The sequence below is a fragment of the Micromonospora sp. FIMYZ51 genome (genome assembly GCF_038246755.1).
Classification (GTDB): Bacteria; Actinomycetota; Actinomycetes; order Mycobacteriales; family Micromonosporaceae; genus Micromonospora.
Map to the genome: position 1 here is coordinate 252,191 of NZ_CP134706.1, position 24,394 is coordinate 276,584.

Annotated in this window: 26 protein-coding genes and 1 tRNA gene; 20 read left to right on the plus strand and 7 right to left on the minus strand. The window is 70.3% G+C overall.

Features of this window, described 5'->3' with window-relative positions:
- On the minus strand, positions 1-348 hold the full coding sequence (locus tag QQG74_RS01235) for a PadR family transcriptional regulator (RefSeq protein ID WP_341718457.1): 348 nt from the start codon (positions 346-348) through the stop codon (positions 1-3).
- 321 nt (positions 349-669) lie between these two features.
- On the opposite strand from QQG74_RS01235, the gene QQG74_RS01240 reads away from it, so the two are divergent.
- Positions 670-1,500, plus strand: a complete 831-nt coding sequence (locus QQG74_RS01240; protein ID WP_341718458.1) for a type II toxin-antitoxin system prevent-host-death family antitoxin — start codon at positions 670-672, stop codon at positions 1,498-1,500.
- Between the two features lie 70 nt (positions 1,501-1,570).
- Here QQG74_RS01240 and QQG74_RS01245 read toward each other — a convergent pair whose 3' ends face one another.
- The 3 genes from QQG74_RS01245 to QQG74_RS01255 all read right to left on the minus strand — a co-directional run bounded on the left by QQG74_RS01245 (position 1,571) and on the right by QQG74_RS01255 (position 2,644).
- The gene (locus tag QQG74_RS01245; protein WP_341718459.1) at positions 1,571-1,882 is read right to left on the minus strand and encodes a type II toxin-antitoxin system RelE/ParE family toxin; all 312 of its coding nucleotides are present in this window, start codon (positions 1,880-1,882) and stop codon (positions 1,571-1,573) included.
- Positions 1,882-2,166 (minus strand): type II toxin-antitoxin system Phd/YefM family antitoxin, encoded by a 285-nt coding sequence (locus tag QQG74_RS01250; protein ID WP_332904308.1) that lies wholly within the window; start codon positions 2,164-2,166, stop codon positions 1,882-1,884. Before QQG74_RS01250 ends, QQG74_RS01245 begins: the two co-directional genes overlap by 1 nt.
- 406 nt (positions 2,167-2,572) lie before the next feature.
- Positions 2,573-2,644, minus strand: a tRNA-Lys gene (locus QQG74_RS01255).
- A 156-nt stretch (positions 2,645-2,800) separates the two neighbouring features.
- Here QQG74_RS01255 and QQG74_RS01260 point away from each other — a divergent pair.
- Complete coding sequence (locus QQG74_RS01260; protein ID WP_341718460.1) at positions 2,801-3,520, plus strand: GntR family transcriptional regulator; 720 nt, start codon at positions 2,801-2,803, stop codon at positions 3,518-3,520.
- Between the two features lie 18 nt (positions 3,521-3,538).
- Here the strand turns inward: QQG74_RS01260 and QQG74_RS01265 are convergent, their stop codons facing one another.
- From QQG74_RS01265 to QQG74_RS01275, 3 genes are read right to left on the minus strand one after another with little or no spacing between them, the layout of a single operon-like run.
- Positions 3,539-4,975: an NAD-dependent succinate-semialdehyde dehydrogenase gene (locus QQG74_RS01265; RefSeq protein WP_341718461.1), complete on the minus strand. Its 1,437-nt coding sequence runs from the start codon at positions 4,973-4,975 to the stop codon at positions 3,539-3,541.
- Complete coding sequence (locus QQG74_RS01270; protein WP_341718462.1) at positions 4,972-6,417, minus strand: FGGY-family carbohydrate kinase; 1,446 nt, start codon at positions 6,415-6,417, stop codon at positions 4,972-4,974. Before QQG74_RS01270 ends, QQG74_RS01265 begins: the two co-directional genes overlap by 4 nt.
- Entirely contained in the window at positions 6,414-8,111 is a 1,698-nt protein-coding gene (locus tag QQG74_RS01275; protein ID WP_341718463.1) for a thiamine pyrophosphate-binding protein, read from the minus strand. The genes QQG74_RS01270 and QQG74_RS01275 overlap by 4 nt, the downstream gene beginning before the upstream one ends.
- Before the next feature lie 295 nt (positions 8,112-8,406).
- On the opposite strand from QQG74_RS01275, the gene QQG74_RS01280 reads away from it, so the two are divergent.
- The 18 genes from QQG74_RS01280 to QQG74_RS01365 all read left to right on the plus strand — a co-directional run bounded on the left by QQG74_RS01280 (position 8,407) and on the right by QQG74_RS01365 (position 24,391).
- Positions 8,407-9,117: a GntR family transcriptional regulator gene (locus QQG74_RS01280; RefSeq protein ID WP_341718464.1), complete on the plus strand. Its 711-nt coding sequence runs from the start codon at positions 8,407-8,409 to the stop codon at positions 9,115-9,117.
- Positions 9,118-9,183: 66 nt separating this feature from the next.
- Positions 9,184-10,548: an extracellular solute-binding protein gene (locus QQG74_RS01285; protein ID WP_341718465.1), complete on the plus strand. Its 1,365-nt coding sequence runs from the start codon at positions 9,184-9,186 to the stop codon at positions 10,546-10,548.
- 96 nt (positions 10,549-10,644) lie between these two features.
- Positions 10,645-11,628, plus strand: a complete 984-nt coding sequence (locus QQG74_RS01290; protein ID WP_341718466.1) for a sugar ABC transporter permease — start codon at positions 10,645-10,647, stop codon at positions 11,626-11,628.
- Positions 11,625-12,455, plus strand: a complete 831-nt coding sequence (locus QQG74_RS01295; RefSeq protein ID WP_341718467.1) for a carbohydrate ABC transporter permease — start codon at positions 11,625-11,627, stop codon at positions 12,453-12,455. The genes QQG74_RS01290 and QQG74_RS01295 overlap by 4 nt, the downstream gene beginning before the upstream one ends.
- Positions 12,456-12,468: 13 nt before the next feature.
- A complete protein-coding gene (locus tag QQG74_RS01300; RefSeq protein WP_341718468.1) occupies positions 12,469-12,891 on the plus strand; it encodes a VOC family protein in 423 nt (140 codons plus the stop codon).
- Positions 12,888-13,919, plus strand: coding sequence for a Gfo/Idh/MocA family oxidoreductase (locus QQG74_RS01305; RefSeq protein WP_341718469.1), 1,032 nt, complete (start codon positions 12,888-12,890; stop codon positions 13,917-13,919). Before QQG74_RS01300 ends, QQG74_RS01305 begins: the two co-directional genes overlap by 4 nt.
- Complete coding sequence (locus tag QQG74_RS01310; RefSeq protein WP_341718470.1) at positions 13,916-14,683, plus strand: SDR family NAD(P)-dependent oxidoreductase; 768 nt, start codon at positions 13,916-13,918, stop codon at positions 14,681-14,683. The genes QQG74_RS01305 and QQG74_RS01310 overlap by 4 nt, the downstream gene beginning before the upstream one ends.
- A 31-nt stretch (positions 14,684-14,714) precedes the next feature.
- Positions 14,715-15,632, plus strand: coding sequence for a CoA-transferase (locus QQG74_RS01315; protein ID WP_341718471.1), 918 nt, complete (start codon positions 14,715-14,717; stop codon positions 15,630-15,632).
- Complete coding sequence (locus tag QQG74_RS01320; RefSeq protein ID WP_341718472.1) at positions 15,629-16,384, plus strand: CoA-transferase; 756 nt, start codon at positions 15,629-15,631, stop codon at positions 16,382-16,384. Before QQG74_RS01315 ends, QQG74_RS01320 begins: the two co-directional genes overlap by 4 nt.
- Before the next feature lie 23 nt (positions 16,385-16,407).
- Positions 16,408-17,334, plus strand: a complete 927-nt coding sequence (locus QQG74_RS01325; protein WP_341718473.1) for a CoA-transferase — start codon at positions 16,408-16,410, stop codon at positions 17,332-17,334.
- Positions 17,331-18,128: a CoA-transferase gene (locus tag QQG74_RS01330; protein ID WP_341718474.1), complete on the plus strand. Its 798-nt coding sequence runs from the start codon at positions 17,331-17,333 to the stop codon at positions 18,126-18,128. The genes QQG74_RS01325 and QQG74_RS01330 overlap by 4 nt, the downstream gene beginning before the upstream one ends.
- Positions 18,129-18,878 carry a 3-oxoacyl-ACP reductase family protein gene (locus QQG74_RS01335; protein WP_341718475.1) on the plus strand — a complete coding sequence of 250 codons (750 nt, stop codon included), beginning with the start codon at positions 18,129-18,131 and terminating at the stop codon, positions 18,876-18,878.
- Positions 18,875-19,348 carry a MaoC family dehydratase gene (locus QQG74_RS01340; protein WP_341718476.1) on the plus strand — a complete coding sequence of 158 codons (474 nt, stop codon included), beginning with the start codon at positions 18,875-18,877 and terminating at the stop codon, positions 19,346-19,348. Before QQG74_RS01335 ends, QQG74_RS01340 begins: the two co-directional genes overlap by 4 nt.
- Positions 19,345-20,961, plus strand: coding sequence for a class I adenylate-forming enzyme family protein (locus QQG74_RS01345; protein ID WP_341718477.1), 1,617 nt, complete (start codon positions 19,345-19,347; stop codon positions 20,959-20,961). The genes QQG74_RS01340 and QQG74_RS01345 overlap by 4 nt, the downstream gene beginning before the upstream one ends.
- On the plus strand, positions 20,958-21,677 hold the full coding sequence (locus tag QQG74_RS01350) for an SDR family oxidoreductase (protein ID WP_341718478.1): 720 nt from the start codon (positions 20,958-20,960) through the stop codon (positions 21,675-21,677). Before QQG74_RS01345 ends, QQG74_RS01350 begins: the two co-directional genes overlap by 4 nt.
- 15 nt (positions 21,678-21,692) lie before the next feature.
- On the plus strand, positions 21,693-22,679 hold the full coding sequence (locus QQG74_RS01355; protein ID WP_341718479.1) for a Gfo/Idh/MocA family oxidoreductase: 987 nt from the start codon (positions 21,693-21,695) through the stop codon (positions 22,677-22,679).
- Positions 22,680-22,731: 52 nt separating this feature from the next.
- A complete protein-coding gene (locus QQG74_RS01360; protein WP_341718480.1) occupies positions 22,732-23,214 on the plus strand; it encodes an anthrone oxygenase family protein in 483 nt (160 codons plus the stop codon).
- Between the two features lie 94 nt (positions 23,215-23,308).
- Positions 23,309-24,391 carry an NAD-dependent epimerase/dehydratase family protein gene (locus QQG74_RS01365; RefSeq protein WP_341718481.1) on the plus strand — a complete coding sequence of 361 codons (1,083 nt, stop codon included), beginning with the start codon at positions 23,309-23,311 and terminating at the stop codon, positions 24,389-24,391.
- Positions 24,392-24,394 lie beyond the last annotated feature (3 nt).

Consider the following 24,394-nt stretch of genomic DNA (forward strand, 5'->3'; position numbering starts at 1 on the left):
TCATGCTCCTTCGTCGTGCTGGTCGTCGGTGTCGCGAAGGTGCGCGATGCGCTCCGTGAGGACGCTCCACGTCCCCCAGAACTCGGCGAGCTGCTGCCGCCCCTTCGCGTTGAGCGTGTACACCTTCCGCGGGGGTCCCTTCTCGGAGGGAACCTTCTCCACGTCCACGAAGCCGCGTTGCTCGACGCGGACGAGCAGCGCGTAGATCGTGCCTTCCGCGATGTCCGAGAATCCGCGGTCGCGCAGCCACGCGGTGATCTCGTAGCCGTACGCGGACCTGCGGGCCAGGATCGCCAGGACAATGCCTTCGAGCGTGCCCTTGAGCATCTCGGTCATCTGGTTGCCCACGTCGCCATCCCCTCGCTACCAAGTGACGCTGACTACTGGTAGAAAGTACCACTAGGTACCAGTAGATAGCAACGCTGAATACTGAGCGCTGCAAGAAGAGCCGCTCGTCGAACTGAACTCCAGCCCGCCGCGATTCCAGACTTCACGCACGTGCCCATTGGCCATGCCTGGACGAAACCGACGTTCACGACGTGGCTCACCCGGCGGTTCGCATGCTGTTCGCCGACCTCGCGGACCTCGTCGAGCCTTCAGTCAGCGAACGGGCGGCCCGGATGGCGCCAGGAGCTGGGAAGGTAGAACATTTAGTTCTACCTCGTGTCCATGGAACGCATCGGTGTCCGGGAGTTGAACCAGAACACGAGCCAGGTGTTGGCTCGGGTGAGCGGCGGCGAGACCGTCGAGATCACCGACCGCGGACACCCGATCGCCCGACTTGTTCCGGTAGGCGACGACAGTTCGATACTGGCCAAGTTGGTAGCGGCAGGGCGAGCCGTCGCCCCCACCAGCGGCGGCTCTGTGCCACTTCCACCGAAGCTCGGTGACGAAAATGTGGACGTGGCCGCCTCGCTCGCCGCGATGCGTGACGAGGAGCCTGGTGATCTATCTCGATTCAGCTGCCGTCGTCAAGCTGGTTCGGCAGGGGCGTGCAGTGTCGACCTTGTCTCCTGGCTCAACCAGTACGATGACGTGCCGCTGGTCTCCTCCGCCCTCGTCGAGGTGGAAGTGCCCACAGCGTTGCGCCGATCAGCTCCGCAAGCGTTGATCGGAGTGTCGGCCACCGTCGGACGGCTGGTCCGACTGGAGATCGACGGCACGATCCGTGCGACCGGAGCCGCGTTCGCCGAGCCGACCCTCCGCAGCCTCGACGCCATCCACCTAGCCACCGCCCAGGTGTTGACCAACGAGTCCGGCACGGCACTGACCGCCTTCGTCACCTACGACCGGCGGCTGCTCGAATGCGCCAAGGACGCGGGACCACCTGTAGCAAGCCCCGGCCAGAACTGGCCCACGAACCCACCACCCTGGTGGCAAAGTCCCGACCGCCGCCCGCCATTGCAACCAGGGTTGCGGCCTGCGCTTCTGCGACCTTCACCCTCCGGTTGGGTATCCGTTTCGGTGGGCCGGAGGCATCATCTGCGAACCAGTCGGTGACTATCGCCGGTGCCCCGCTACCGCTGCGAATGGGCAGGCCAGCCCAATGAAGCGCGATTCCAACCGTGGCCTAGAAGCGATAGGCGTCGCGCCGGTGGCGGATCGAGTGGATCTCCACGACGCGCTTGGCTTCGTTGATCCGGTAGATGATTCGGTACGTGCCGCGGCGGGCGGAGTGAAAGCCGTCGAAGGGCTCGTCGAGTGGTTTGCCGGCCCGATAGGGATTCACCGCAATCGCGTGCTGGATGGTCTCCGTCGCCGCGACCGCGACTTCCAGCGGCAGGTCCTCGTGCAGGTTGCGGCGGGCCTGCCGAGAGAACAACACCGTGTACGGGCTGGTCGCCTCGTGCGTGTCGTCCCGTCGCCCGCTCTGCGGAGGCATCAGGCCGCCCTACCGCGACGCCGTTCCAGCTCAGCGCGAACCTCGTCCATCGAGAACGTGTCACCGGCCGCGAAATCCTCCCGCGACTGGCGTAGATCCGCGAGGGCCTCGTCGTCGGAGAGCAGGTCGAGCGTCTCCCGCATCGACTCGTACTCGGCGACCGAGATCAGCATTACGTCGGCGCGTCCGTTGCGGGTGATCGTGAAGTGGTCGTGCTCCCGAGCGACCCGGTCGGCAAGCTCGGCGATCCGGGCCTTGGCTTCGGTGATCGGAATGGTCTCCATGGTAGCCATTTTAGCGACCGGTTGGAATTATGGCCAATCTGAACCCGGTCGCGACCCGGCCTCTTCGGGCGATCCACGACTCCACTGGCTGGTACACCACGGACCTCGGCGGCGCGTCAAGCCCGACCCGCCAGCCCCTCAGCGAGCAACAGATTCTCGGCGACAGGACGACGCCACCGTCGCCCGCCACCATCACCCGGATCCGCGAGCACCTCACCACCATCATGGCCAGCGGCACGACCACCGAACGCAAGGCCGCCATCGAGACCCTCATCGCCGAAGTCCGGATCACCGACCAGGGCGTCGTACCCGTCTTCAAGATCGCCACCGACACGACGATGCCCCCGCCCAACCCGGACGGGGGCACTCAGATGAACAACCACCGCTTCGCACAATGGTGCGTCGGTGGGCCGCCTGGGACTCGAACCCAGAACCTAAGGATTAAAAGTCCTCAGCTCTGCCATTGAGCTAACGGCCCGTGGGTCATCACGTTACCCGAACGCCGGAACTCAGCGCGCGTCGCTCCGGCTCGCGGGGCCGAGCGCCGAGGAGTGGGGGTAACGCTGATTCAAACCGGACAGTATGCTGTAGGTGTTCTAGACAACTAGGTCTGCCGAAGGACAGGGTGGGGGCCATGGCTCGCGTGCCGATCTATCGCGTCATCGCGGACGATCTGCTGGCCCAGATCACCAGCGGTGCGCTGCCGGTCTCCAGTCAGTTGCCCAGTGAGGCCGAGATGGCGGCGCGCTACGGCGTGAGCCGGATGACCGTCCGCCAGGCGATGGACCAGCTGGAGAATGCCAAAGTCATTGTCCGACACCAGGGCAGCGGCAGCTACGTCCGGGACGCGCCGGGGCATCTGCGTGGCATGAACGGCCTGCGGTCGTTCGCGGCTGAGATCGGCACCGACGGTGCCGTGGTGGAGAGCCGCATCGTGGCCCAGGAGAGCACCTCCTCCGCGCCCACCGAGGTGACCGAGGAACTGGCCAGCGCCCGGGCCACCCGGTTCGTGCGGCTGGCCCGGGTCCGGCTGGTCGACGGTGTCCCGGCCACGTACCAGGAAGCCTGGATCCCGTTCACGGTGGCGCCGGGGCTGGCCCGCGAGGAGTTGGTGGAGGGCTCGCTCTACCGGACGCTGACCGAGCGGTACGGCGTGGAACTCGGCTGGGCCAACCAGATCATCTCGGCGACGCTGGCCACCAAGAAGCTGGCCGGCCTCCTCGACGAGAAGGCCGGCAGCCCATTGTTGACGATCCGTCGTACGACGTACTCGAAGCGGAACGTGCCGATCGAGTTCGTGAAGAGCTGGACCCGCAAGGGTTTCCCGCTGGCCCAGCGGATCGAGGCGAGCTGAGCCGGGCGAAACCGGCAGCTACCTCCAGTCGACGCTGAGGTACTGCGTCTCCTGGTACGCGCGCAGCCCGTCCCGGCCGCCCTCCCGCCCGATGCCGCTCTGCTTGACCCCGCCGAACGGGTACGCGGCGTCGGAGACCACGCCCCGGTTGACCCCGACCATGCCGGCCTCGGTCGCCTCGGCCAGCTTCAGCGCCCACCGCAGGTCGGCCGAGAAGACGTACGCGGCCAGCCCCAACTCGGTCCCGTTGAGCATGATCAGCAACTCGTCCTCGGTCTGCCAGGCGACGATCGGTGCGACCGGCCCGAAGATCTCCTCGGTGACCACGTCGGCGTCGGGCGGCACGTCCCGCAGCACGGTGGGCGGGTAGTAGCAGTCGCCCTCCGGTGCCGGTGCCCGGTGGCTGATCCGGGCCCCCCGGGCCAGCGCGTCCTGCACCAGCGCGTCCACCCCTTCGACGGCGCGAGCGCTGATCAGCGGCCCGATCTGGGCCCCGGAGGCGGCCGGGCCGACCGTGAGCGCGGCGGTGGCCGCCCCGAACCGCTCGGTGAACTCCCCGATCACCTCGGCGTGCACGTAGAACCGGTTGGCCGCGGTGCACGCCTGCCCGCCGTTGCGGAACTTCGCGATCATCGCGCCGGCCACCGCGGCGTCCAGGTCGGCGTCGGCGGCCACCACGAATGGCGCGTTGCCACCGAGTTCCATCGAGGTGTTCACGACCCGCTCTGCGGCCTGGGCGAGCAGCCGCCGGCCGACCGGCGTGGAGCCGGTGAAGGAGAGCTTGCGGACCCGCGCGTCGCGCAGCCAGGCGCCCACGACCGTGGCGGCCGAGCTGGTCGGCACGACCGTCACGGCCTCCGGCGGCAGCCCGGCCTCGGTGAGGATCCGGGCCAGCGCGTACGCGGTCAGCGGGGTCTCCGAGGCCGGCTTGATGACCACCGTGCAGCCGGCCGCCAGCGCTGGACCGGCCTTGCGGGTGATCATGGCCGCCGGGAAGTTCCAGGGCGTGACCAGGGCCGACACGCCCACCGGTCGGGTCGTCACGATCGCCCGCGCGCCGCCCGTCGGGGTCGGGGTGAAATCGCCGTCGCTGCGTACCGCCTCCTCGGCGGACCAGCGGAAGAAGTCGGCCGCGTACCCGACCTCGGCGAGCGCGTCCGCCCGCGACTTGCCGTTCTCCAGGCAGATCAGCTCCGCCAGGTCGGCACTGCGCTCGGTCATCAGCTGGTACGCCCGGAGCAGCACGTCGGAGCGGTGCCGTGCCGGCGTGGCTGCCCAGGCCGGGAAGGCCCGCGCGGCGGCGTCGACCGCGGCGGTGGCGTCGGCGGTGCCACCGTCGAGCACCGTGGCGACGACCTGGCCGGTGGCCGGGTCGGTGACCCTCAGCCCACCGCCGGGATGGGCCGGCAACAGTCGGGCCAACAGGTCGGCCGGGCTGGCGATGATGCTGGTCATGATTCTCCTTCGGTGGCCGTCCGCCAGCGGCGGTAGAGGTCGGCGTACCGCTCGACCCGGGCCGGGTCGGGTGCGTAGGTGTGCAGCGGGCCGCGCAGCAGCCGGGCCTGCTCGTCCAGGGGCAGGCCGCCGGTGCCGGTGAGCGCGAGCAGCGCGGCGCCCTTGAGGCTGACGTCCGGCTCGGTGCAGACCGCGACCTCGCGGCCGAGCACGTCGGCGCGGAGCCGGGCCAGCCGCTCCGAGCGGGCGGTGCCGCCAGCCAGCACGATGGACAGCCGGGGATCGTCGCCGGTGAGCCGGTCGACTCCCTCCCGGACGCCGTAGGCGACGGCCTCCAGCACGGCCAGGAAGACGTGCGCCGGGCCGTGGTCGGCGTGCAGCCCGGCCAGCGAGCCCCGGGTGGCGGGCTGCCAGCGTGGGAACCGGCTTCCGGAGAGATTCGGGTCGGCGAGCACCCCGCCGGCACCGGGCCCGATCCGGTCCATCTCCGCGCCGAGCCGGTCGATCGCCACGGCCGGTCCGGGATGCCCGAGCAGCCGGGCCCACCAGGCGGCGGCCCCGCCGGTCATCCCGGTCGCGCCGCCGATCGTCCAGCGTCCACCGGCGGTGTACGGGTTGAGGGTCGCCCCCGGTGGCGGATCGGTCGGCTGGTCGAGCACCCGGACCAGCACGTCGGTGGTGCCGGCGATGTCGGCTATCGCGTCGGTGCGGGTGCCGGCGACGAGGGTGGCGCCGACCGTCCCGTCCGGCCCACCACCGACCACCGGCACCTCCCGGGGCAGGCCGAGCAGCCGGCCGACGCTGGCGGTCGTACCGCCGATCACGTCGGTGGCGGCTTGCTGCGGCGGGAACAGCTCCGGGCGTACGCCGACCGCCTCGATGGCCGCGACCGACCAGTCCCGCTTCCGCACGGCGCTGGCCCCGAAGTACGCGGCGCTTGTGTGGTCGGTGGCGACCACCCCGGTCATCCGGGCGATCAGGAAGTCCTTCGGGTGCAGGGCGTACGCCACCCGCGCGTACGCCTGCGGGTCGGTCGTCCGCAGGTGGAGCAGGGCGGCCAGGGCACCGCCGGTGACCGTCGGCCGGCCGCTGTCGCGCAGCAGGTCGGCCGTCCGCTCGCCGAGCCGGTTCCGCAGCTCGGCGAGCCCGGCGCTGTCCGCCCAGCCGTGCGCCGGGCCGACCGGCGCGAGCGACCGGTCGATCAGGACGGTGCCGATGTGCCCGGCGATGCCGATGCCCCGGATGTCGTCGGCGTGCCCGCCGGTGACCGCGCCGATGGTCCGCACGACCTGCTGCCAGAGCAGCTCGGCGTCGAAGGTCAGTCCCGAGCCGGCGTCCTGCCGTTCGGTGCGGTGCTCGGCGCGGACCACGCCGGACCCGTCGACGACGGCCGCTCGGATCGCCGAGGAGCCGACGTCGACGGCGAGTACGGCGCTTGTCACTTCCCGGCCTGGTACGGGGCGAAGGACGGGAAGGTCCAGGCGTTGACGTCCCGGTCGATCGGCACGTCGAGTACGGCCGGGGTGTTGCCCTCGAACACCTTGCGCACCCGCTGGCAGAGCGCGTCCAGGTTGGTGATCACCTCGCCGTCGACGCCCATGCCCCGGGCCACCGTGCCGAAGTCGACGGTGTTGAAGTCGACGCCGATGGTGCGGCCGTTGAAGTGCAGCACCTGCTCTTGGCGGATGTTGCCGTAACTCGAGTCGTTGAGCACCACCACACACACCTTGCCACCGACCCGGGCCAACGTCTCCAGCTCCCCCAGACTCATGCCCAGCGAGCCGTCGCCGATCAGCGCCAGCACCGGACGATCCGGGTCGATCAGGGTGGCGGCGATGGCCGACGGCAGCGCGAAGCCCATGTTGCCGAAGCCGACCGGCTTGATGTACGTGTTCGGCTGGGTGATCTCCCAGAGGAAGGACCACACGCCCGGGTTGCCGGCGTCCGGGATGAGCAGGGTGTTCTCCGGGGCCACCGACCGCAGCGCCCGGACGATGTCGGCGGGGGAGAGCACGCCCTTCGGCGAGGCGTCCTTGACCTCGGCGTCCGCCCACCACTCGGCTTCGGCGGCCTGTAGCCCGGCGACCCATTCGGCCCGGGACGCCCTGGCCCCGGCGGCCCGGTCGCCTACGGCGACGAGCAGGTCCCGGGCGAACGCGCCGAGGTCGCCGACGATGCCGTCGGTGATCTCGCCGTAGTAGCGGCCGATCATCGCCGGGTCCACGTCGACCTGGATCACCTCGGGCAGTTGGCGACGCCAGCGGGTGGTGGAGACGGCGTTGAGGCTGTTGCCGAGCGCCAGCACCAGGTCGGCGTCGGTCAACACCCGGGTGGAGAGGTTTGTGCCCATCCGGCTGACCGCACCGAAGACCAGCGGGTGGTTGGTGCGCACCGCGCCGATGCCGTTGAACGTGGTGACGACCGGGATGTTCAGCGCGTCGGCGAGGGCCAGCACGTCCTCGCTGGCGCGGGAACGGTTGCCGCCGTTGCCGAGCCAGATGACCGGCCGTTCGGCGGCCAGCAGGCGTTCGGCGGCGCGGGCCACGGCCAGCGGGTTGGGGCTGGGCCGCTCGCCGGTCCACTTGCGGGCCGGGTGCGTACCCGGGACGACCGGCGGGTTGTCGATCAGACCTTCGATGGTGTCGCGGGCGAAGTCCAGGTGGACCGGGCCCGGGTTGCCGGTGACGGCGTTGACGTACGCCTCCTCCATCGCCTGCTTGATGCCGTTGGCGTGCGCGACGAGCCGGCTGTACTTGGTCAACGACTTGAACAGCTCGACGTGGTCGGCGTTCTGGGCGTCGTCCTTGTGGATGTTCTCGCCGTTGTTGTTGCAGGTGAGGATGAACGCCGGGCTGGAGTCCCGGAAGGCGCCGCCGACGCCGGTGATGAGGTTTGTCGCGCCCGGCCCGGTGGTGGCGATGCAGGCCGCGGGCTGGCCGGTGAGTCGCCCGTAGGCGTCGGCCATGACGGCGGCGGCGCCCTCGTGGCGGGTGTGCACGAACTCGATCCCGTCGGTGTCGATGATGGCGTCGGTGATCGCCAGGGTCTGCCCGCCCACGACGCCGAAGACGTACTCGACGCCGAGGGATCGCAGCATCTCGACCACTACCTGGCCGCCGGTCTTCTTGCTGGTCACGTCGACTCTCTTCCGGTTGAGGGGAATGCGGGACGAGGCCGGGCCGGTGCGCGGGCCGCAGCTGCTCGCGGATGCTCAGCGGGGACCGGTCAGCGTTGGCGCGGGGGAGTCGCGGCTGCCGGCGAGTGGGGTCAGCTTAACCCCTGTCGCCTAGTTGTCTAGAACAATCGTGAACGCCTTCACAGGATGCTCCACCGCTGGTGAGACGGGCTTGAAACAACCTCTTGACACGCCGTTCACCAGGTCTTAGGTTCCTTGCAAGTTATCTAGATAACTAGAGTATAGGTCGCGATGCATGGCTGACGTTGCGCTCCCGAGCTACCAACGAATCCGCCACGCATTGCGCCAGGAGTTGGAGCGCGGGGCTCTGGCTCCGGGCGACCGGATGCCCACCGAGCGGGAACTCGTCGAACGCTTCGGGGTGGCGCACATGACCGTGCGGCACGCCATCGACGGACTCGTCCGGGACGGGCTGGTGGTGCGCCGGCGTGGGTCGGGAACATTCGTCGTCCGTACGCGGCCGATGGCCCGCTCCGCGACACGGTTGCAGAGCTTCAGCGAGGAGCTGGGCGGTGCGATCGTCCGCGGGCAGGTCATCAGGCAGTGCGAGGTCCAGCCGGACCGGGACGTGGCCGAGGCACTGGCCATGTCGTGGCACGGCCGGGTCGTCGAGCTGCTCCGGGTCCGGACGGTGGACGGAACGCCCGCGTCACTACAGCAGGTCTTCATCCCCATCAAGTTCGCCCCGGCGCTGGCTCGGGACGACCTGACCGACCGATCGCTCTACCAGTACCTCGCCGACGCCGGCGTGACGCTCGACCGAGCGGAACAGCGCCTCTTCGCCGTCGCGGCCGGGAAGTGGCATGCCGAGCTGCTCGGGGTGCCCTTCGCTACACCACTGCTCGCCAGCGAGCGGCTGTCCCGCGACGTCGCCAACCATCCGGTCGAGTTCGCGCGGACCTGGTCCCAGCCCGAGTTGTCGGTCTGGGTCGAGATGCACAGGTAACGGCATATCCCCCTATTTGAACCCGCAACTTCCCCCGCGGCTCTGGGGCAGTCGAAAGGCTCCACCATGACTCAGCGCGTCCTGTTCCGCGGTGCCGCCCTCGCGGCATCGCTGGTCGTGGCACTACCGCTAGCGGCCTGTTCCACCTCCGGTGCCGGCCAGTCCGACGGCGACGGCACCACCATCAAGGTCCTGGTCAGCTCCGGCCACCAGCAGTTCAACCCGGTCTGGGACAAGCTGCCTGAGTTCACGGCCGAGACCGGCATCACGGTCCAGCTGGACCAGGTCGCGACCACCGACATCGAGGGCGCCTTCCAGCGGGATGTCACCGTCGGCGCCTGCACCTACGACAACGTCGAGCTGCTCGACGGCGCCCTGGCCGGTGCGGCTCCGAAGATGGCTGACCTGGCGCCGTACCTGACCAAGAGCGGCTCCAGCGCCGAGGAGCTGTTCGGTGCCCAGGTCGGCTGGACCAAGGGCGCCATGGAGTTCGACGGCAAGGTCGCCTACTACCCGTTCTACTCCGGGGCCAAGGGCGTCGCCTACCGCGAGGACCTGTTCACCGACGACAAGAACAAGGCCGACTTCCGGGCCAAGTACGGCTACGACATCCCCACCCCGCCGACCACGCCGGACCAGATCGTCGACCTGGCGGAGTTCTTCACCAACCGGGGCACCAAGTACGGCATCGTCTTCTCCGGCCAGGGCGACTCGGGCGAGACCACGCTTGCCGACGTGATCTTCCGGCACGGCGTCAACGGCTACCAGGCGGACGACGACAACGCCCTCTGGGGCCCGTCGAACACCGCCAACCAGGCGAAGGTGGTCGAGTCGGCGCGCTGGCTGATCGATCTGATCAACAAGGGGTACGCGCCCCGCGAGGTCACCTCGATGGCCACCGGTGAGGCGACCTCGTTCTACACGGCCGGCAACGCGGCCATGATCTACGACCACATCTACCTGCCGTGGGCGCAGTTCTCCGCGCAGGAGGTGGTCTCCAAGATCGGTAAGACCGGTTCCTTCGAGCCGCCGAGCTTCGTCGAGGGCGCGGGCGGCATCACCTTCTACTGGGGTCGCGGCATCCCCGAGTGCAGCAAGAACAAGGACGCCTCCTGGACCTTCATGCAGTGGGTGATGTCCGAGGAGAACCAGAAGCTCGCACTGACCAAGGGCCAGGGCGTGTACGTGCCGACCGACCAGAACCTGCTGGCCTGGTCGGTGGAGCAGGGCGTGGTCCCGCAGGGCGTCGCCGACGCGGTGTCGAACAACAAGCCGTACAAGGTCACCACGGCCACCGGCCGGATGCGCCAGAAGATCAACATCCCGCTCGTCGACCGGCTCTACCAGGGCAACCTGACGCCCGAGGAGTACGCGAAGCAGAGCGGCGAGGCCATCCAGAAGGAAGCCGTGGACTCGGGTCTGGTCCAGTAACGGACCCGCCGGTGCCGGCGGGCCTGTCCCTGGCCCGTCGGCACCGCCCGCTCTCACCCGTACCGACCACATCTCACCGAGGAGGAGGTGGACGCCATGGCCGGTAACAGCACCACCGTCGATGCAGAGGCGCCCTCGTCCGGCACACCTGCTGCCGTTGCCGACCGGCCCAAGCGCCGGGGCAGCACGCAGGCCCGTCAGCGGGACCGCCGGTACTACTGGTTCCTGCTTCCGTCGGGCATCGCGATCCTGCTGCTCATCGTCCTGCCGCTGGCGTACACGTTCTACCTCAGCCTCCGGCACTACGACCTGGCCCGCGGCATGGACGAGTTCATCGGACTGGCCAACTACGCCAACATCTTCTCCGGTGGCGACCCGGAGTTCATCAAGTCGCTGCTCCGTACGCTGCTCTACGTCTTCGTGGTCATCGCCGTCGACTTCGTGCTCGGCATGACGCAGGCGCTGCTGCTGTTCGAGATGAAGCCGCGTACGGCGAAGGTCTTCCGGATGATCTTCATGCTGCCGATCCTGCTCATCCCGACCGGCGCGGCGGTGTTCTGGCGGACCACCATGTGGGCGCCGCCGAACGAGCAGTTCCTCCGCTCGCTGAACCTGGACGGCCTGATCGACCCGCCGCTCGGCAACCCGAACCTGGCCCTCTGGGCGATCATCATCACCGTCATCTGGGCCTGGTCGCCCTGGGTCTTCCTGCTGCTCTCCGGCGGCCTGGACTACCTGGACCGCAGCGCGCTCGAAGCCTCCCAGGTGGACGGCGCCGGCTACTGGCAGCGGCTGTGGCACATCATCCTGCCGCTGATGCGCCCGATCATCTTCGTGACGCTGAGCTTCAAGGCGGTCGACTCGTTCCTGTCGTTCCCGTTCGTCTGGGTGATGACCCAGGGCGGTCCGCAGAACAGCACCCACCTGATGAGCACCTACATCTACGAGCAGGCGTTCAAGTTCCTCAACTACGGCTTCGGCTCCGCGCTGGCGATCGTGATGCTGATGATCTCCTCGGCGCTCTCCATCGGCGCGGTCCTCTACTGGCAGCGTACGCAGGACAAGGGGGCACTGTCGTGAACCGGGTACGGGCGATCCAGCCGGCCACGATCGTCAAGGGCATCCTGCTGACGATCATCCTGGCCTGGGTACTGCTGCCGCTGTACTTCCTGTTCGCCGTGGCGTTCACCCCGAACGGCAGCACGCTTGACGGCTTCTCCATTCCGGACACGCTTACCAGCACGAACTTCATGTCGGTGCTGAGCGGCGCGAACATGATCTGGCCGTCGCTGATCAACAGCGTGGTGATCACGGTGGCGTCGACCGTCCTGGCACTGATCTTCGCGGTGCCGGCCGCGTACGGGCTGTCCCACCTGCAACACAAGCGGATGGGGCGGGGCCTCTACATGATGTCCTTCGTCCTGCGCGGCGTGCCGCCGGTGGCGCTGGTGATGCCCTACTACGTCATCTTCAGCAAGGCCGAGCTGCTCAACACCATGACCGGTGTGATCATCGCGCTGGTGCCGCTGGCCCTGCCGTACTGCATCTGGACCATGCGGGTCTTCTTCGACGCCGTACCGGTGCAGGTGGAGGAGGCGGCCGGGGTGGACGGCGCCGGGGTGCTGCGTACCTTCTTCTCGGTGGTGCTGCCGATCGCCCGTCCGGGCATCGCGGCCACCGGCATCCTCGCCGCACTGCTGATCTTCGTCGACTACATCGTGGTGGCGACCCTGGCCGGCCCGGCGACGATGACCTTCCCGGTCTACGTCACCACCTTCCAGCAGGACTACCTCTCGCTGGTCGGCCCGATGGCCGCCGCCTCCATCGTCGGCGCCCTGCCGATGCTGCTGATGTTCGGCTTCTCCCAGCGCTACATGCTCCGCCTGGCCAACGCCGGCGTCCACTGAGAAGGGAATCGCCATGCCACCCGAAGGCGCCACCGTGCGCGGCATCGACCACGTCGGCCTGGTGGTCCGCTCGCTGGACGCCGCCGTGCAGTTCTACGTCGAGGAACTGGGCATGACCGTCGAGGGCGACCGGGTCGAACTCGAGGGCCGGGACACCGCCGTGCAGTTCCTGCAAGCCGGCACCGGCAAGGTCGAGCTGCTCGCGCCCACCACCGACACCGGGCCGCTGTCGCGCTTCCTGGACAAGCGCGGCGAGGGCCTGCACCACGTCTGCTACGAGCTGGCCGACATCCACGGCGCCGTACGCCGGCTCACCGACCGGGGAGTCCGGATGGTGGACGCCGAACCGTGGCGCAGCCCGCACGGCTGGGTCGCCTACCTGCATCCCGCCGCAGCCCACGGCTGCGCGATCGAGTTGAGGGAGCACTACCGATGAGCGACGTCCTCCGCTGGGGCATCCTCGGCGCAGCCAAGATCGTCGAAGCCGAGATGGGGCCGGCGATGCTGCGCTCGCCCCGCAACACGGTGCGGGCGGTGGCCAGCCGGCGCCTGGACGCGGCCGAGAAGCTTGCCGCTGCCCTGGACGCCCCGGTCGCCTACGACTCCTACCCGCAGGTGCTGGCCGACCCCGAGGTCGACGCCGTCTACGTGGCGGTGCCGAACGCCCTGCACGTCGACTGGGCGATCGCCGCGCTGGAGGCCGGCAAGCACGTGCTGTGCGAGAAGCCGATGGCGATGAGCGCCGACGACGTACGCCGGATGAACACCGCCGCGAGCCGGGCGGACCGGGTGCTGATGGAGGCGTTCATGTGGCGCTTCCACCCACGGGTGGAGAAGGTGCTCGCCATGCTCGCCGACGGCGCCCTCGGTGAGCTTCGGCTGGTCCGGGCCACGTACACGTTCGACCTGGCCGCCGCCGGTGACGTGCGCAGCGGATCGGTGGACGAGGACCTGCGCCTCAACCCCGACCTCGGCGGCGGGGTGATCAGCGACCTCGGGGCGTACTGCGTGAGCGGGCTGCGCACCTACGCGGGCGGCCGGGCGGTGTCGGTCCGCAGCTGGTGCAGTTCCGCGCCGGGGCGGGCGGTCGAGACCACCGTCTCCGGTCAGGTGACCTTCGACAACGGGGTGACCGGCCAGTTCTACGCCGCGCTTGACGTCCCGGGCGGCGGCCAGGTCGAGATCCTCGGCACCGGCGGACGGATCCGGATGTCGAACGCATTCCGCATCCGCGCCGCACAGGCGCCCTTCGACATCGAGCGGCAGCTCCCGGACGGCACCTGGACCAGTGAGTCCACGCCCTTCGTGGACCAGTACGAGGCGGAGATCGACCACTTCGCCGCAGTGGTGCTCGACGGCGTACCGCAGCGGATCACGCCGACGGACGCCCTGGACAACGCGTTGACGCTGGACGCCATCCGGCGTGCCTGCGACGAGGGAGAGGTCACGGTGAGCCAGCGATGACACTCACGGGAAAAGTGGTGATCGTGGCGGGTGCCGCCGGGGCGCAGGGCCGGGTGGCCGCCCGGCTGTTCGCCGCCTCCGGTGCGGCAGTGGTCCTGGCCGATCTTTCCGCCGACGCCCTGGCCGAGGTGGCCGACGAGATCACCGGAGCTGGTGGCAGCGCCCTCGCGGTGCCGACCGACATCGCCGACGAGGAGTCCTGGCAGCAGCTGGTCGACCGCACCGTCGCCGAGTACGGCCGGCTGACCGGGCTGGCCAACTACGCGGCGGTGCTGAGCCGGGCCGGTGCCGAGACCACCGCACTGGAGGTCTGGGAACGCACCCTGCGGATCAACCTGACCGGTGCCTGGCTGGGCGTGAAGGCGGCCGTGCCGGCGATGCGCGCGGCCGGTGGCGGCTCGATCGTCAACGTCGGCTCGGTCGACGGGCTGGTCGGCCGGGGCGGCGGCACCGCGTACCAGGCGTCCAAGGGCGGCATGCGGCTGCTCAGCAAGTCGGCGGCCACCGAGTTCGCCGCCCAGGGCATCCGGGTCAACAGCGTGCACCCCGGACCGATGCGCAACCGGATGACGCAGGTGGTCGGCCCGAAGGCGGACGCGAGCGGCATCGCGGCGTTGGAGGCCCGGCTGGTCGCGCAGGTGCCCGTCGGGCGGCTCGGTCAGCCCGAGGACATCGCGTACGCGGTCCGCTTCCTCCTCTCCGACGAGGCGAGCTTCATCACCGGTGTCGACCTGCCGGTCGACGGCGGCCTGACGGCGCAGTGAAACCGGCCCCAGCGACAGTGAAAGGCGAGCGATGAGAGCGACAAGCAAGCTGACCACCCTCACCGAGGCGGTCCGGCTCGTCCAGCCCGGTTCGAGTCTGAGCTTCAGCGGCTTCGGTCATGCCGGGCACCCGCTGGCCTTCGTCCGGGAGCTGATCCGCCAGGGCACCGACGACCTCACCCTGCACGCCATCGCGGAGTGCTGGCCGGCGGAGTTTCTGGTGGCCAACGGCCGGGTGTCCCGGATCAACCTGTCCAACCTGATGTTCGAGGGCCTCGGCCGGTGCCGGGCGATCAGCCGCGCGGTCGAGGAGGGCGAGGTGGCGGTCGACGACCACAGCCACCTGGCGCTCTCCCTGCGGCTGCTGGCCGGTGCCTGGAACGTGCCGTTCCTGCCGGTGCGGTCGATGGCCGGCAGCGACCTGGTCGCCGTGCAGACCGGCGTGGCCCCCAAGTACGCGCAGGTCCGCTCACCGTTCACCGACAACGAGGTCGGTGCGGTGGCGGCCCTGCGTCCAGACGTCGCCGTGATCCACGTCAACCAGGCCGACGAGCAGGGCAACGGCATCGTGTCCGGTGCCATCTCGGTGATCGACGCCCAGGTGCGGGCCGCCCGCAAGGTGGTGGTCACCGCCGAGCGGATCGTCTCGGCCGACGAGATCACCGCGGCGAACCAGGTGGTCACCGTGCCCGGCATCTTCGTGGACGCGGTGGTGCACACGCCGTACGGCGCGCATCCGGGCGGCATGTACGACGAGTACGACGAGGATTCGGCCGCGATGTCCACCTACTACGAGGCGTCCCGCTCCCGCCAGGCGCTTGTGGACTACTTCGCCGAGCACCTGTTCGGCCACGCCGACCATGCGTCGTACCTGAACGCGCTCGGCAGCCGACGCCTGTTCAGCCTGCGCGTCGACCCGGCCCTGAAGATCGCCAGGGGGACGAAGTGACCTGCTCCAAGGACGAGATCATGACGGTGGCCACCGGCCGCTACATCGCCGACGGCGACACCGTCTTCATCGGTACCGGGCTGCCGATGGTGGCCGCGTACCTGGCCAAGGCGACGCACGCGCCGAACGTGGCGCTGATGTTCGAGTCCGGCGTGCTGGACCCGCGACCGCGCAGCATCGCCAAGGCGGTCGGCGACCCACGGCTCGTCTCCACCGCCCGCCGGGTCAGCGGCATGCTGGACAGCCTGCTGATGCTGCACGGCGGCCGGGTCGACCTGGGGGTGCTCGGCTGCGCCCAGGTCGACCGGTTCGGCAACATCAACACCACCGCGATCGGGTCGTACCAGAAGCCGTCCACCCGGCTGCCGGGCAGCGGCGGCGCCAACGACATCGCCAGCTGTGCCCGACAGCACCTGATCGTCACCCGGCACAACCGCCGCACCTTCGTGGAGACCGTCGACTACCTCACCACCCCCGGGTACCTGACCGGCCCCGGTGCCCGCGAGCGGGCCGGACTGCCCGGCGGCGGCCCGATCGGCGTCGTCACCGACCTGTGCGTGTTCGGCTTCGACCCGCAGACCTGCGAGATGGTCGTCGAGTCGGTGCATCCCGGTGTCTCGCTTGACGACGTCCGCGCGGCCACCGCCTTCGAGCTGACCGTCTCTCCCGACCTGCACGAAACCGTCGCGCCCACCGCGGACGAACTCGACATCCTACGTACCCGCATCGACCCCGACGGCGTCTACCTGTGACCCGTACCCGAGAAGGAGGATCCGTGCCCGGATCACGCATCCCGGAGCGCCTCATCAGTGTGCAAGAGGCGGTTTCCGGCATTCCCGACGGCGCGACCGTCGCGATCGGCGGCCACACCCTGCGCCGCCACCCGATGGCCCTGGTCCGGGAGCTCATCCGCCAGCGCAAGCGCAACCTGCACCTGCTCGGCTGGAACAACGGCATCGACTTCGACATGCTGATCGGTGCCGGGGTGGCCCGGGTGATCGAGACGTCCTACGTCGGCATGGGCCCGCTCGGCCTGGCGCGCAACCTGCGCCGGGGCGTCGAGTCCGGCGCGGTCGAGACGATCGACCACTCCGAGACCACGGCGATCGACATGTTCCGGGCCACCGCGCTCGGCGTCGACTTCCTGCCCAACCGCACCCCGCTCGGCACCGACCTGATGACCTACAACGACGGGCTGGTCGAGATCACCTCGCCGTTCACCGGTCAGACGTACGCGGCGGTGCGCGGTGTGGAGCCGGACTTCGCGATCCTGCACGCGCACGCCGCCGACGTGCACGGCAACGTCCAGCTGGACGAGGCCAACTGGGGCGACAACACGGTCGACCCCTTCATCGGCCGGGCCGCCAAGCAGGTAATCGTCTCGGTCGAGGAGATCGTCAGCACCGACCACATCCGGTCCAACCCGCGCCGGACGTTCCTGCCGCGCGAGTACGTGACCGCGGTGGTGCACGCCCCGTTCGGCGCGCACCCCTGCTGCTGCGACGCCCGGTACGGGTACGACCAGGACGAGCTGCGCCGCTACTACGAGGCGTCCCGGTCCGCCGAGACCTTCGAGGCGTACCTGGAGGACCGGGTCACCTCGGTCGGCGACCACTGGGAGTACCTCGACAAGGTCGGCGTGGCCGGCCTGCTCACCACCGCCACCCGCACCTCGAACGTCAAGGGAGCTGAGCGCGCATGAACTGCACCATCGAGGAGCTGCTCAGCGCCCGGGTCTCGGCCGAACTGGAGGACGGCGGGCTCGGCTTCATCGGCCTCGGCACCGGCGGGCGGTCCTTCGCCTTCGCGGTCGGCATCCCCTCGGTCGCGGTCGCCCTGGCGCACCGGCGCGGCATCGACTTCATCGCCCAGTACGGCGTGGCCCTGGAGCCGGACATCGAGAACGCGCCGCGCTGCTTCGAGGACCGCAACCTGCTCACCTGGCCGGCGTCGGCGAACCTGCCGGTGGAGACCTGCCTGGACGGGTTCAAGCGCGGCAAGATGAGCGTCGGCTTCATCTCCGGCGCGCAGATCGACAAGTACGGCAACCTGAACAGCGTGGCGATCGGCGACTACCGGAAGCCGAAGGTACGGCTGGTCGGCGGCATCGCGCAGCCGGACCACGCGGCAAACGCCAAGCGTACGATCATCATCCTGCCGCACGCCCGGCGTACCTTCGTGGAGAAGGTCGACTACCGGTCGGCCTTCGGCTACGGCGACGGCCCGGGGCACCGGGAGCGGCTGGGTCTGATCGGCGGCGGCCCGGCCAAGGTCTTCACCGACCTGGCGGTCCTCGACTTCCACCCGGAGTCGAAGCTGATGCGCGTGGTCTCCCTGCACCCCGGCGTGACCAGGGAGCAGCTCGTCGAGGAGACCGGCTTCGAGCTGATCTGGCCGGACGAGGTGCCCACCACGACCGAGCCGACCGAGGCGGAACTGACGGCGATCCGTGAGATCGACCCGGACGGTGCCTTCCTCAACGGCAGGATCTTCTAGATGACCGCGCCGTCCTCGCTCGCCGGCCGGGTGTACGTCGTCACCGGGGGGACCCGGGGCATCGGCGCGGCCATCGCACAGGGACTGCTCGACGTCGGGGCCCGGGTCTGCGTGCTGGCCCGGGACCCTGACCCGGGTGACGGCGAGCAGACGCTCGGCGTACCGGTGGACCTGGCCGAGCCGGCGACCGTCGCCGCCGCCTTCGACCGGGTGGTCGCCGCGTGGGGCCGGATCGACGGCCTGGTCAACAACGCCGGGATCAGCAAGGTGGGCCCGACACTTGAGTACGACCTGGCCGACTTCGCCCGCATCCTCGACGTCAACGTGACAGGTCTGTTCGCCTGCTCGCAGGCGGCTGCCCGGGTGATGGCGAAGCAGGGCGGCGGCAGCATCGTGTCGATCGCCTCGATGACCTCCTTCACCGGCCAGCCGCAACGGGCGGCGTACATCGCCTCCAAGTCGGCGGTGCTCGGCCTGACCCGGGCGCTGGCCAACGACTGGGGTCCGCTCGGCATCCGGGTGAACGCGGTCGCGCCCGGCTACATCCGTACCGACCTCACCGGCGACCTGATCGAGCGCGGCGTGCTCGACGTCGACGCCATCGCGGCTCGGGCGCCGCTGGGCCGGTTCGGGCAACCCGCCGACGTGGTGGGCGCGGTGCTCTTCCTCCTCTCCGACCAGGCCGGTTACACGACCGGCCAGGCGATCGTGGTGGACGGCGGCTGGACCGTGAACGGGTACTTCAAGTGACCACGCGGGTGCCGATGGCCGAGTTGCCGACCCTGGTGGGGCGGCAACTCGGACCCACCGCGCCGGTCCTGGTCGACCAGGACCGGATCGACAGGTTCGCCCACTGCACGCTTGACGACCAGTGGATCCATGTCGACCCGGTACGGGCCGCCGTCGGCCCGTTCGGCACCACCATCGGTCACGGTTTTCTCACTCTGTCGCTGCTCTCCCACTTCTTCGGCGAGCTGCTGGCCGTCGATGACGCCGCGCTGGCGATCAACTACGGCCTGGAACGGGTCCGCTTCCCAGCGGCGGTCACCAGCGGTTCGCTGCTGTCCGCGACGGCCGAGGTCCGGCAGGTACGCCCGGAGACCGGCTTCACCATGGTCACCACCCGGGTCACCATGCGCGCCGAGGGGTCGGAGAAACCGTGCTGCGTCGCGGACTGCGTGACGCGCTTCGTCGCCCATCCGTCGGAGGCCGGCTCATGATCACTATTCCCGGCGTCGTCGCCGCCCTCGCGTCGTCCGCGCGTACCACGCACCGGCCCGCGCTGCTCGGCCGCGATCCGGTCACCTTCGCCGAGCTGCACGACCGGGGCACCGGCCGGATCGACGAGCTTGTCGACCTGGGTGTGACCGGCGGCGGCATCGTGGCGATCGTCTGCTTCAACGAGACGGTGGTCTTCGAGTACCTGGTCGCCGCCGGGTGGTTGGGCGCCGCCCTGATGCCGCTCAGTCCGGCGCTCACCGACGCCGAGGTCGCCGCCCTGGTGGACAAGGCCGACGCCGCCGCCTGCGTGGTGACTCCTGCGGTCGGCGCCGAGCGCGCGGCCCGGCTGACCGAGGCCACCGGGCGCCGCTTCCAACTCGCCCCGCCGCCCACCGACCGGATGCGCAGTGCCGACGCGCGCCTGCCGGCCGACCCGGTGCGCCTGCCGGCCGACCCGGTGCGCCTGCCGGCCGACCCGGTGCCGCCGAGGGCCGACTCGACCTGCTGGGTCTCCACCACCGGTGGCAGCACCGGCACCCCCCGACTCTTCGCCGTCTCGCACGAGCGACTGCTCACCAACTCGCTGCTCAACGCCTACGAGTGGGGTTGGTCGGCGTACCCGGTCCACGTCTCCCTCTCGCCGATCGCGCACGGCATCGGCTTCAGCCACGCCGTCGGCCAACTCGCGTCCGGCGGGACGGTGGCGCTGATCGAGCGGTACGACCCGGCTGCGGCCGTGGCATGGCTCAGCGGCGGCACCCCGACCTGGACGGCGGTGGTGCCGACGATGGTGCACGACCTGTACCGGCAGGAGGCGTCACTTTCCGCACTCGGCCTGCTGGTCTGCGCGGGCGCGCCGCTTGAGGTCGGACTGCGCGAGCGGGTCCTGACCGGCGGCGGCGCACGGCTCATCGAGTACTACGGCTCCACCGAGCTGGGCTGGGTGACCTGGCTGGAGCACCGCCCCGGCGACCCGCGCGAAGGGCTGGTCGGCCTGCCGACGCTTGGTGCTGCGGTGCGGATCGTCGATGCGGACGGCCGACCGGTGCCGGACGGCCAGATCGGCCGGGTGCAGAAGAGTGGCCGGCCGTACGCCATCCCGCTGGGCGGGGGCGTCTCCGCGTACGAGTCGAACGCCTCCGCCTGGGAGTCCTCCGGCGATCTCGGCCGGATCGACGCCGACGGCTGCCTGATCCTGGCCGGGCGGGCCGACGACATGATCGTGGTCGGCGGGCAGAACGTCTACCCGGTCGAGGTGGAACTCGTCCTGCGCGAGCACCCGGCGGTGCGGGAGGTGGTGGTGCGCGGCGCACACAGCGACCGGCTGGGCCAGAGCCTGGTCGCGTACGTCGAGGCCGATGCCGAGCCGCGACTCGCCGACGAACTCGCCGACCTCTGCGCCACCCGGCTCGCCAGGTACAAGCGCCCGGCCCGCTTCGTGGTCACCGACGCGCTGCCGCGCAACTCCGCCGGCAAGCTGCGCCGCTCCTTCACCCTTGCCGGGGACCGCTCCGCCGGCCCGCCTGGAGACCGCTCCGCCGGCCCGCTCGGGGATCGCTCCGGCGGCCCGCCTGGAGACCGCTCCGGCGGCCGGACGGGAGAACAGCGGTGAGCCGGCTGGCGGGCGCGGTCGCCCTGGTCACCGGTGCGATGTCCGGCATCGGTCAGGGCATCGCCGAGCGGCTCGCGGCAGCGGGCGCGCAGGTCGTCGTCAACTCCCGTACGGTGCCGGCCGAGCCGGTCGAGCCCGCCCTGCACCTGGCCGGCGACGTGGCCGACGAGTCCGCCGTGACCGCGATGATCGCGACGATCGCCGAACGCTACGGTCGCCTCGACATCGTGGTCAACAGCGCCGGTGCCACCAAGAACGTCCCGCACCACGACCTCGACGGGATCACCGTGGAGGACTGGAACCGGATCCTCGGCGTCAACGTGATCGGTGCCTGGAACACGGTGAAGGCCGCCGCGCCCTACCTGCGCGCGTCACCGATCGGGGCGGTGGTGAACATCTCCTCGATGGCCGGCATCCGGGTCACCGGCAGCAGCCTGCCGTACTCGGTCTCGAAAGCAGCCCTCAACCAGCTCACCCGCACCCTGGCAAAGGCGCTCGGCCCGGACATCCGGGTGAACGCGGTCGCGCCCGGTCTGATCGACACCCCCTGGACGCGCGGCTGGTCGGACCGGACCCGGGAGGTCCTGGAACTGGCCCCGCTGGCTCGGATCGGCACCCCCGCCGACGTGGCCGCCATGGTGCTCGCACTGATCGAGGCCGACTACGTTACGGGGGAGATCGTCACCGTCGACGGCGGGCTGTCGCTCAACAACTGAACCCCTGGAGGCACGATGACCACCGCACCCGGACTCGGCTGGGGCATCATCGGTGCCGGCTTCATCGCCGGCAAATTCGTAAACGCCGTCACCAAGCACACCAGCTCCGAGGTCGTCGCGGTCGGCTCCCGCAACCTGGAGAAGGCCACCGCCTTCGCGACGCAGCAGGGCATTCCCGCCGCCCACGGCAGCTACCGGGAACTGGTCGAGGACCCCCGGGTGCAGGCGGTGTACGTCGCCACGCCGCACGTGCACCACCTGGCACACGCGCTGCTCGCCATCGAGGCCGGCAAGCCGGTGCTGATCGAGAAGCCGATCGCGGTCAACGCCGAGCAGGCGCGGACCCTGGCGAAGGCCGCCTCGGAGGCGGGCGTCTTCGCGATGGAGGCGATGTGGACGCGCTTCCTGCCGCACATGATCGAACTGCGCTCGCTTGTCGCTGCGGGTGACATCGGCGAGCTGGTCCACGTGCACGCCGAACACTCCCAGCACTTTCCCCTCGACCCGGCCCACCGCCTCTACAACCCGGAACTGGCCGGCGGTGCCCTGCTCGACCTGGGGGTCTACCCGCTGGCGCTGGTCCAGGATCTGCTCGGTCGACCCGCCCAGCTCGCCGCCGTCGGCACGCTCACCACTACCGGCGTCGACGGCCAGGTCACCCTGGCGATGCGCCACGGCGAGCGGGCACAGTCGAGTGTGCACACGTCACTGTGGGGGCTGAGCGCGATCAGCGCGCAGATCCTGGGCACCGACGGCCGGATCACCTTCGACGGCCCGTTCCTGCGTCCGACGATCCTCCGCCTCGAGACGCGGGCCGGAAAGGTGCACACCTTCGACGGCACCGCTCGCAACGGTTTCCAGTTCGAGGTGGACGAGGTGGCCCGCTGCGTCGCCGAGGGCCTGATCGAGAGCCCCCTGCTGCCCCTCGACGACAGCGTCGCCACCCTGGAGGTGATCGACCAGGCCCGCGCCGCCCTCGGCGTCCGCTACCCGTTCGAGTGACGGCGGATGGCAGGATCGGAGCATTCGGCAACGCCACAGGGGGAGGTGCAGCGTGCCGGAACCGATCCGCATCGCCGTTCTGACCGGAGCCACTCTCACCACCGGGCTGGTGGCCGGGCTCTTCTTCGCGTACGCCTGCTCGGTCATGCCGGGGCTGGCCGCGACCGACGACCGGACGCTTGTCGGCACCATGCAGTCGATCAACCGGAAGATCATCAACGGTTGGTTCCTGTCGGTGTTCCTGGGTGGGCCGCTGCTGGTCGCGGTGGCCGTCATCGGGTACGCCGGTGCCGGCGCGGTGTTCTGGTGGCTCCTCGCCGGGCTGCTCTGCCACCTGGTCACGCTTGGCGTGACCGGCCGATGCAACGTACCGCTGAACAACCAGCTGGACGCCGCCGGTCCGGTCGACCAGATCACCGACCTGGCGGCCGTCCGGCGGGGCTTCGAGGACACCTGGGTGCGCTGGAACCTGGTCCGTACGCTCAGCTCGGTCGCCGCCTTCGGCTGCCTGATCGGCGCCCTGCTCACCCACTGACCACCGGTGTGACGGGCCTGAGCGGGCACCGCCGCGTCCCCGGCTGCGGCACGCCGGCATGCTTGGAGCGCGGCTGACCGGGTACGGACCGGTCATGCGGATCGTGGTGGTGGGGGCGAGCGGGAACGTCGGCACCGCGCTGCTTCGCCGGTTGCGGCGGGAGCGCGACGTCCAGGTCGTCGGCGTGGCGCGCCGGCTGCCGCACGCGGGGTCCGGTGCGCCTTACGACGGGCTGCGCTGGCACTCCTGCGACATCGGGTCGCCGGGTGCGGCGGACGAACTCACCGGGGTCTTCGCCGGTGCCGACGCGGTGGTGCACCTGGCCTGGCAGATCCAGCCCAGCCACGACCAGCGCCAGCTGCACCGGACAAACGTGGGCGGCAGCCGGGCGGTGGTCGACGCGGTACTGCGCGCCCGGGTACCGGCCCTGGTGTACGCCTCGTCGGTCGGCACGTACGCGCCCGGCCCGAAGAACCTGCCGATCAGCGAGCGCTGGCCGGCGACCGGGGTGGCCGCCTCGTCGTACAGCCGGGACAAGGCGGCGGTGGAGGAGATGCTCGACGGGATCGAGCGGACCCACCCGGCGCTGCGGGTGGTGCGGCTGCGCCCCGGGCTGATCTTCCAACGGGAGGCCGGCACCGAGATCAGCCGTTACTTCCTCGGGCCGCTGGTGCCGGTGCGCCTGCTGCGCTTCGGTCGGCTGCCGCTGGTGCCCGCGAACCGGCGACTGCGGATGCAGGCGGTGCACGCGGACGACGTCGCTGATGCGTACGCCCGGGCGGTGCTTGGTGACGCCCGCGGCGCCTTCAACGTCGCCGCGGACCCGGTGCTGACCCCGGAGCTGGTGGCCCGGCACTTCCACGGCTGGACGGTGCCGGTGGCCGCCCCGGTGCTGCGCGCGGCCGCTGCGTTGACCTGGCGGGCCCGGTTGCAGCCGGTCGACGGCGGCTGGGTGGAGCTGGCGCTGAACGTGCCGCTGATGTCCAGCGAGCGGGCCGCGACCGAGCTGGGCTGGCAGCCGAGCGTCGACGCGACCACCGCCCTGAAGGAACTCCTGGCCGGCATGGCCGACCGCGCCGGCACCCCCAGCCCGCCGCTCTCGACGACGCCCACCCTCCCCGGCCGCCCCGCCGCCCTGCTCAAGGCCCGCCCGGCCGGCCAGGGCAACCCCTACTGACTC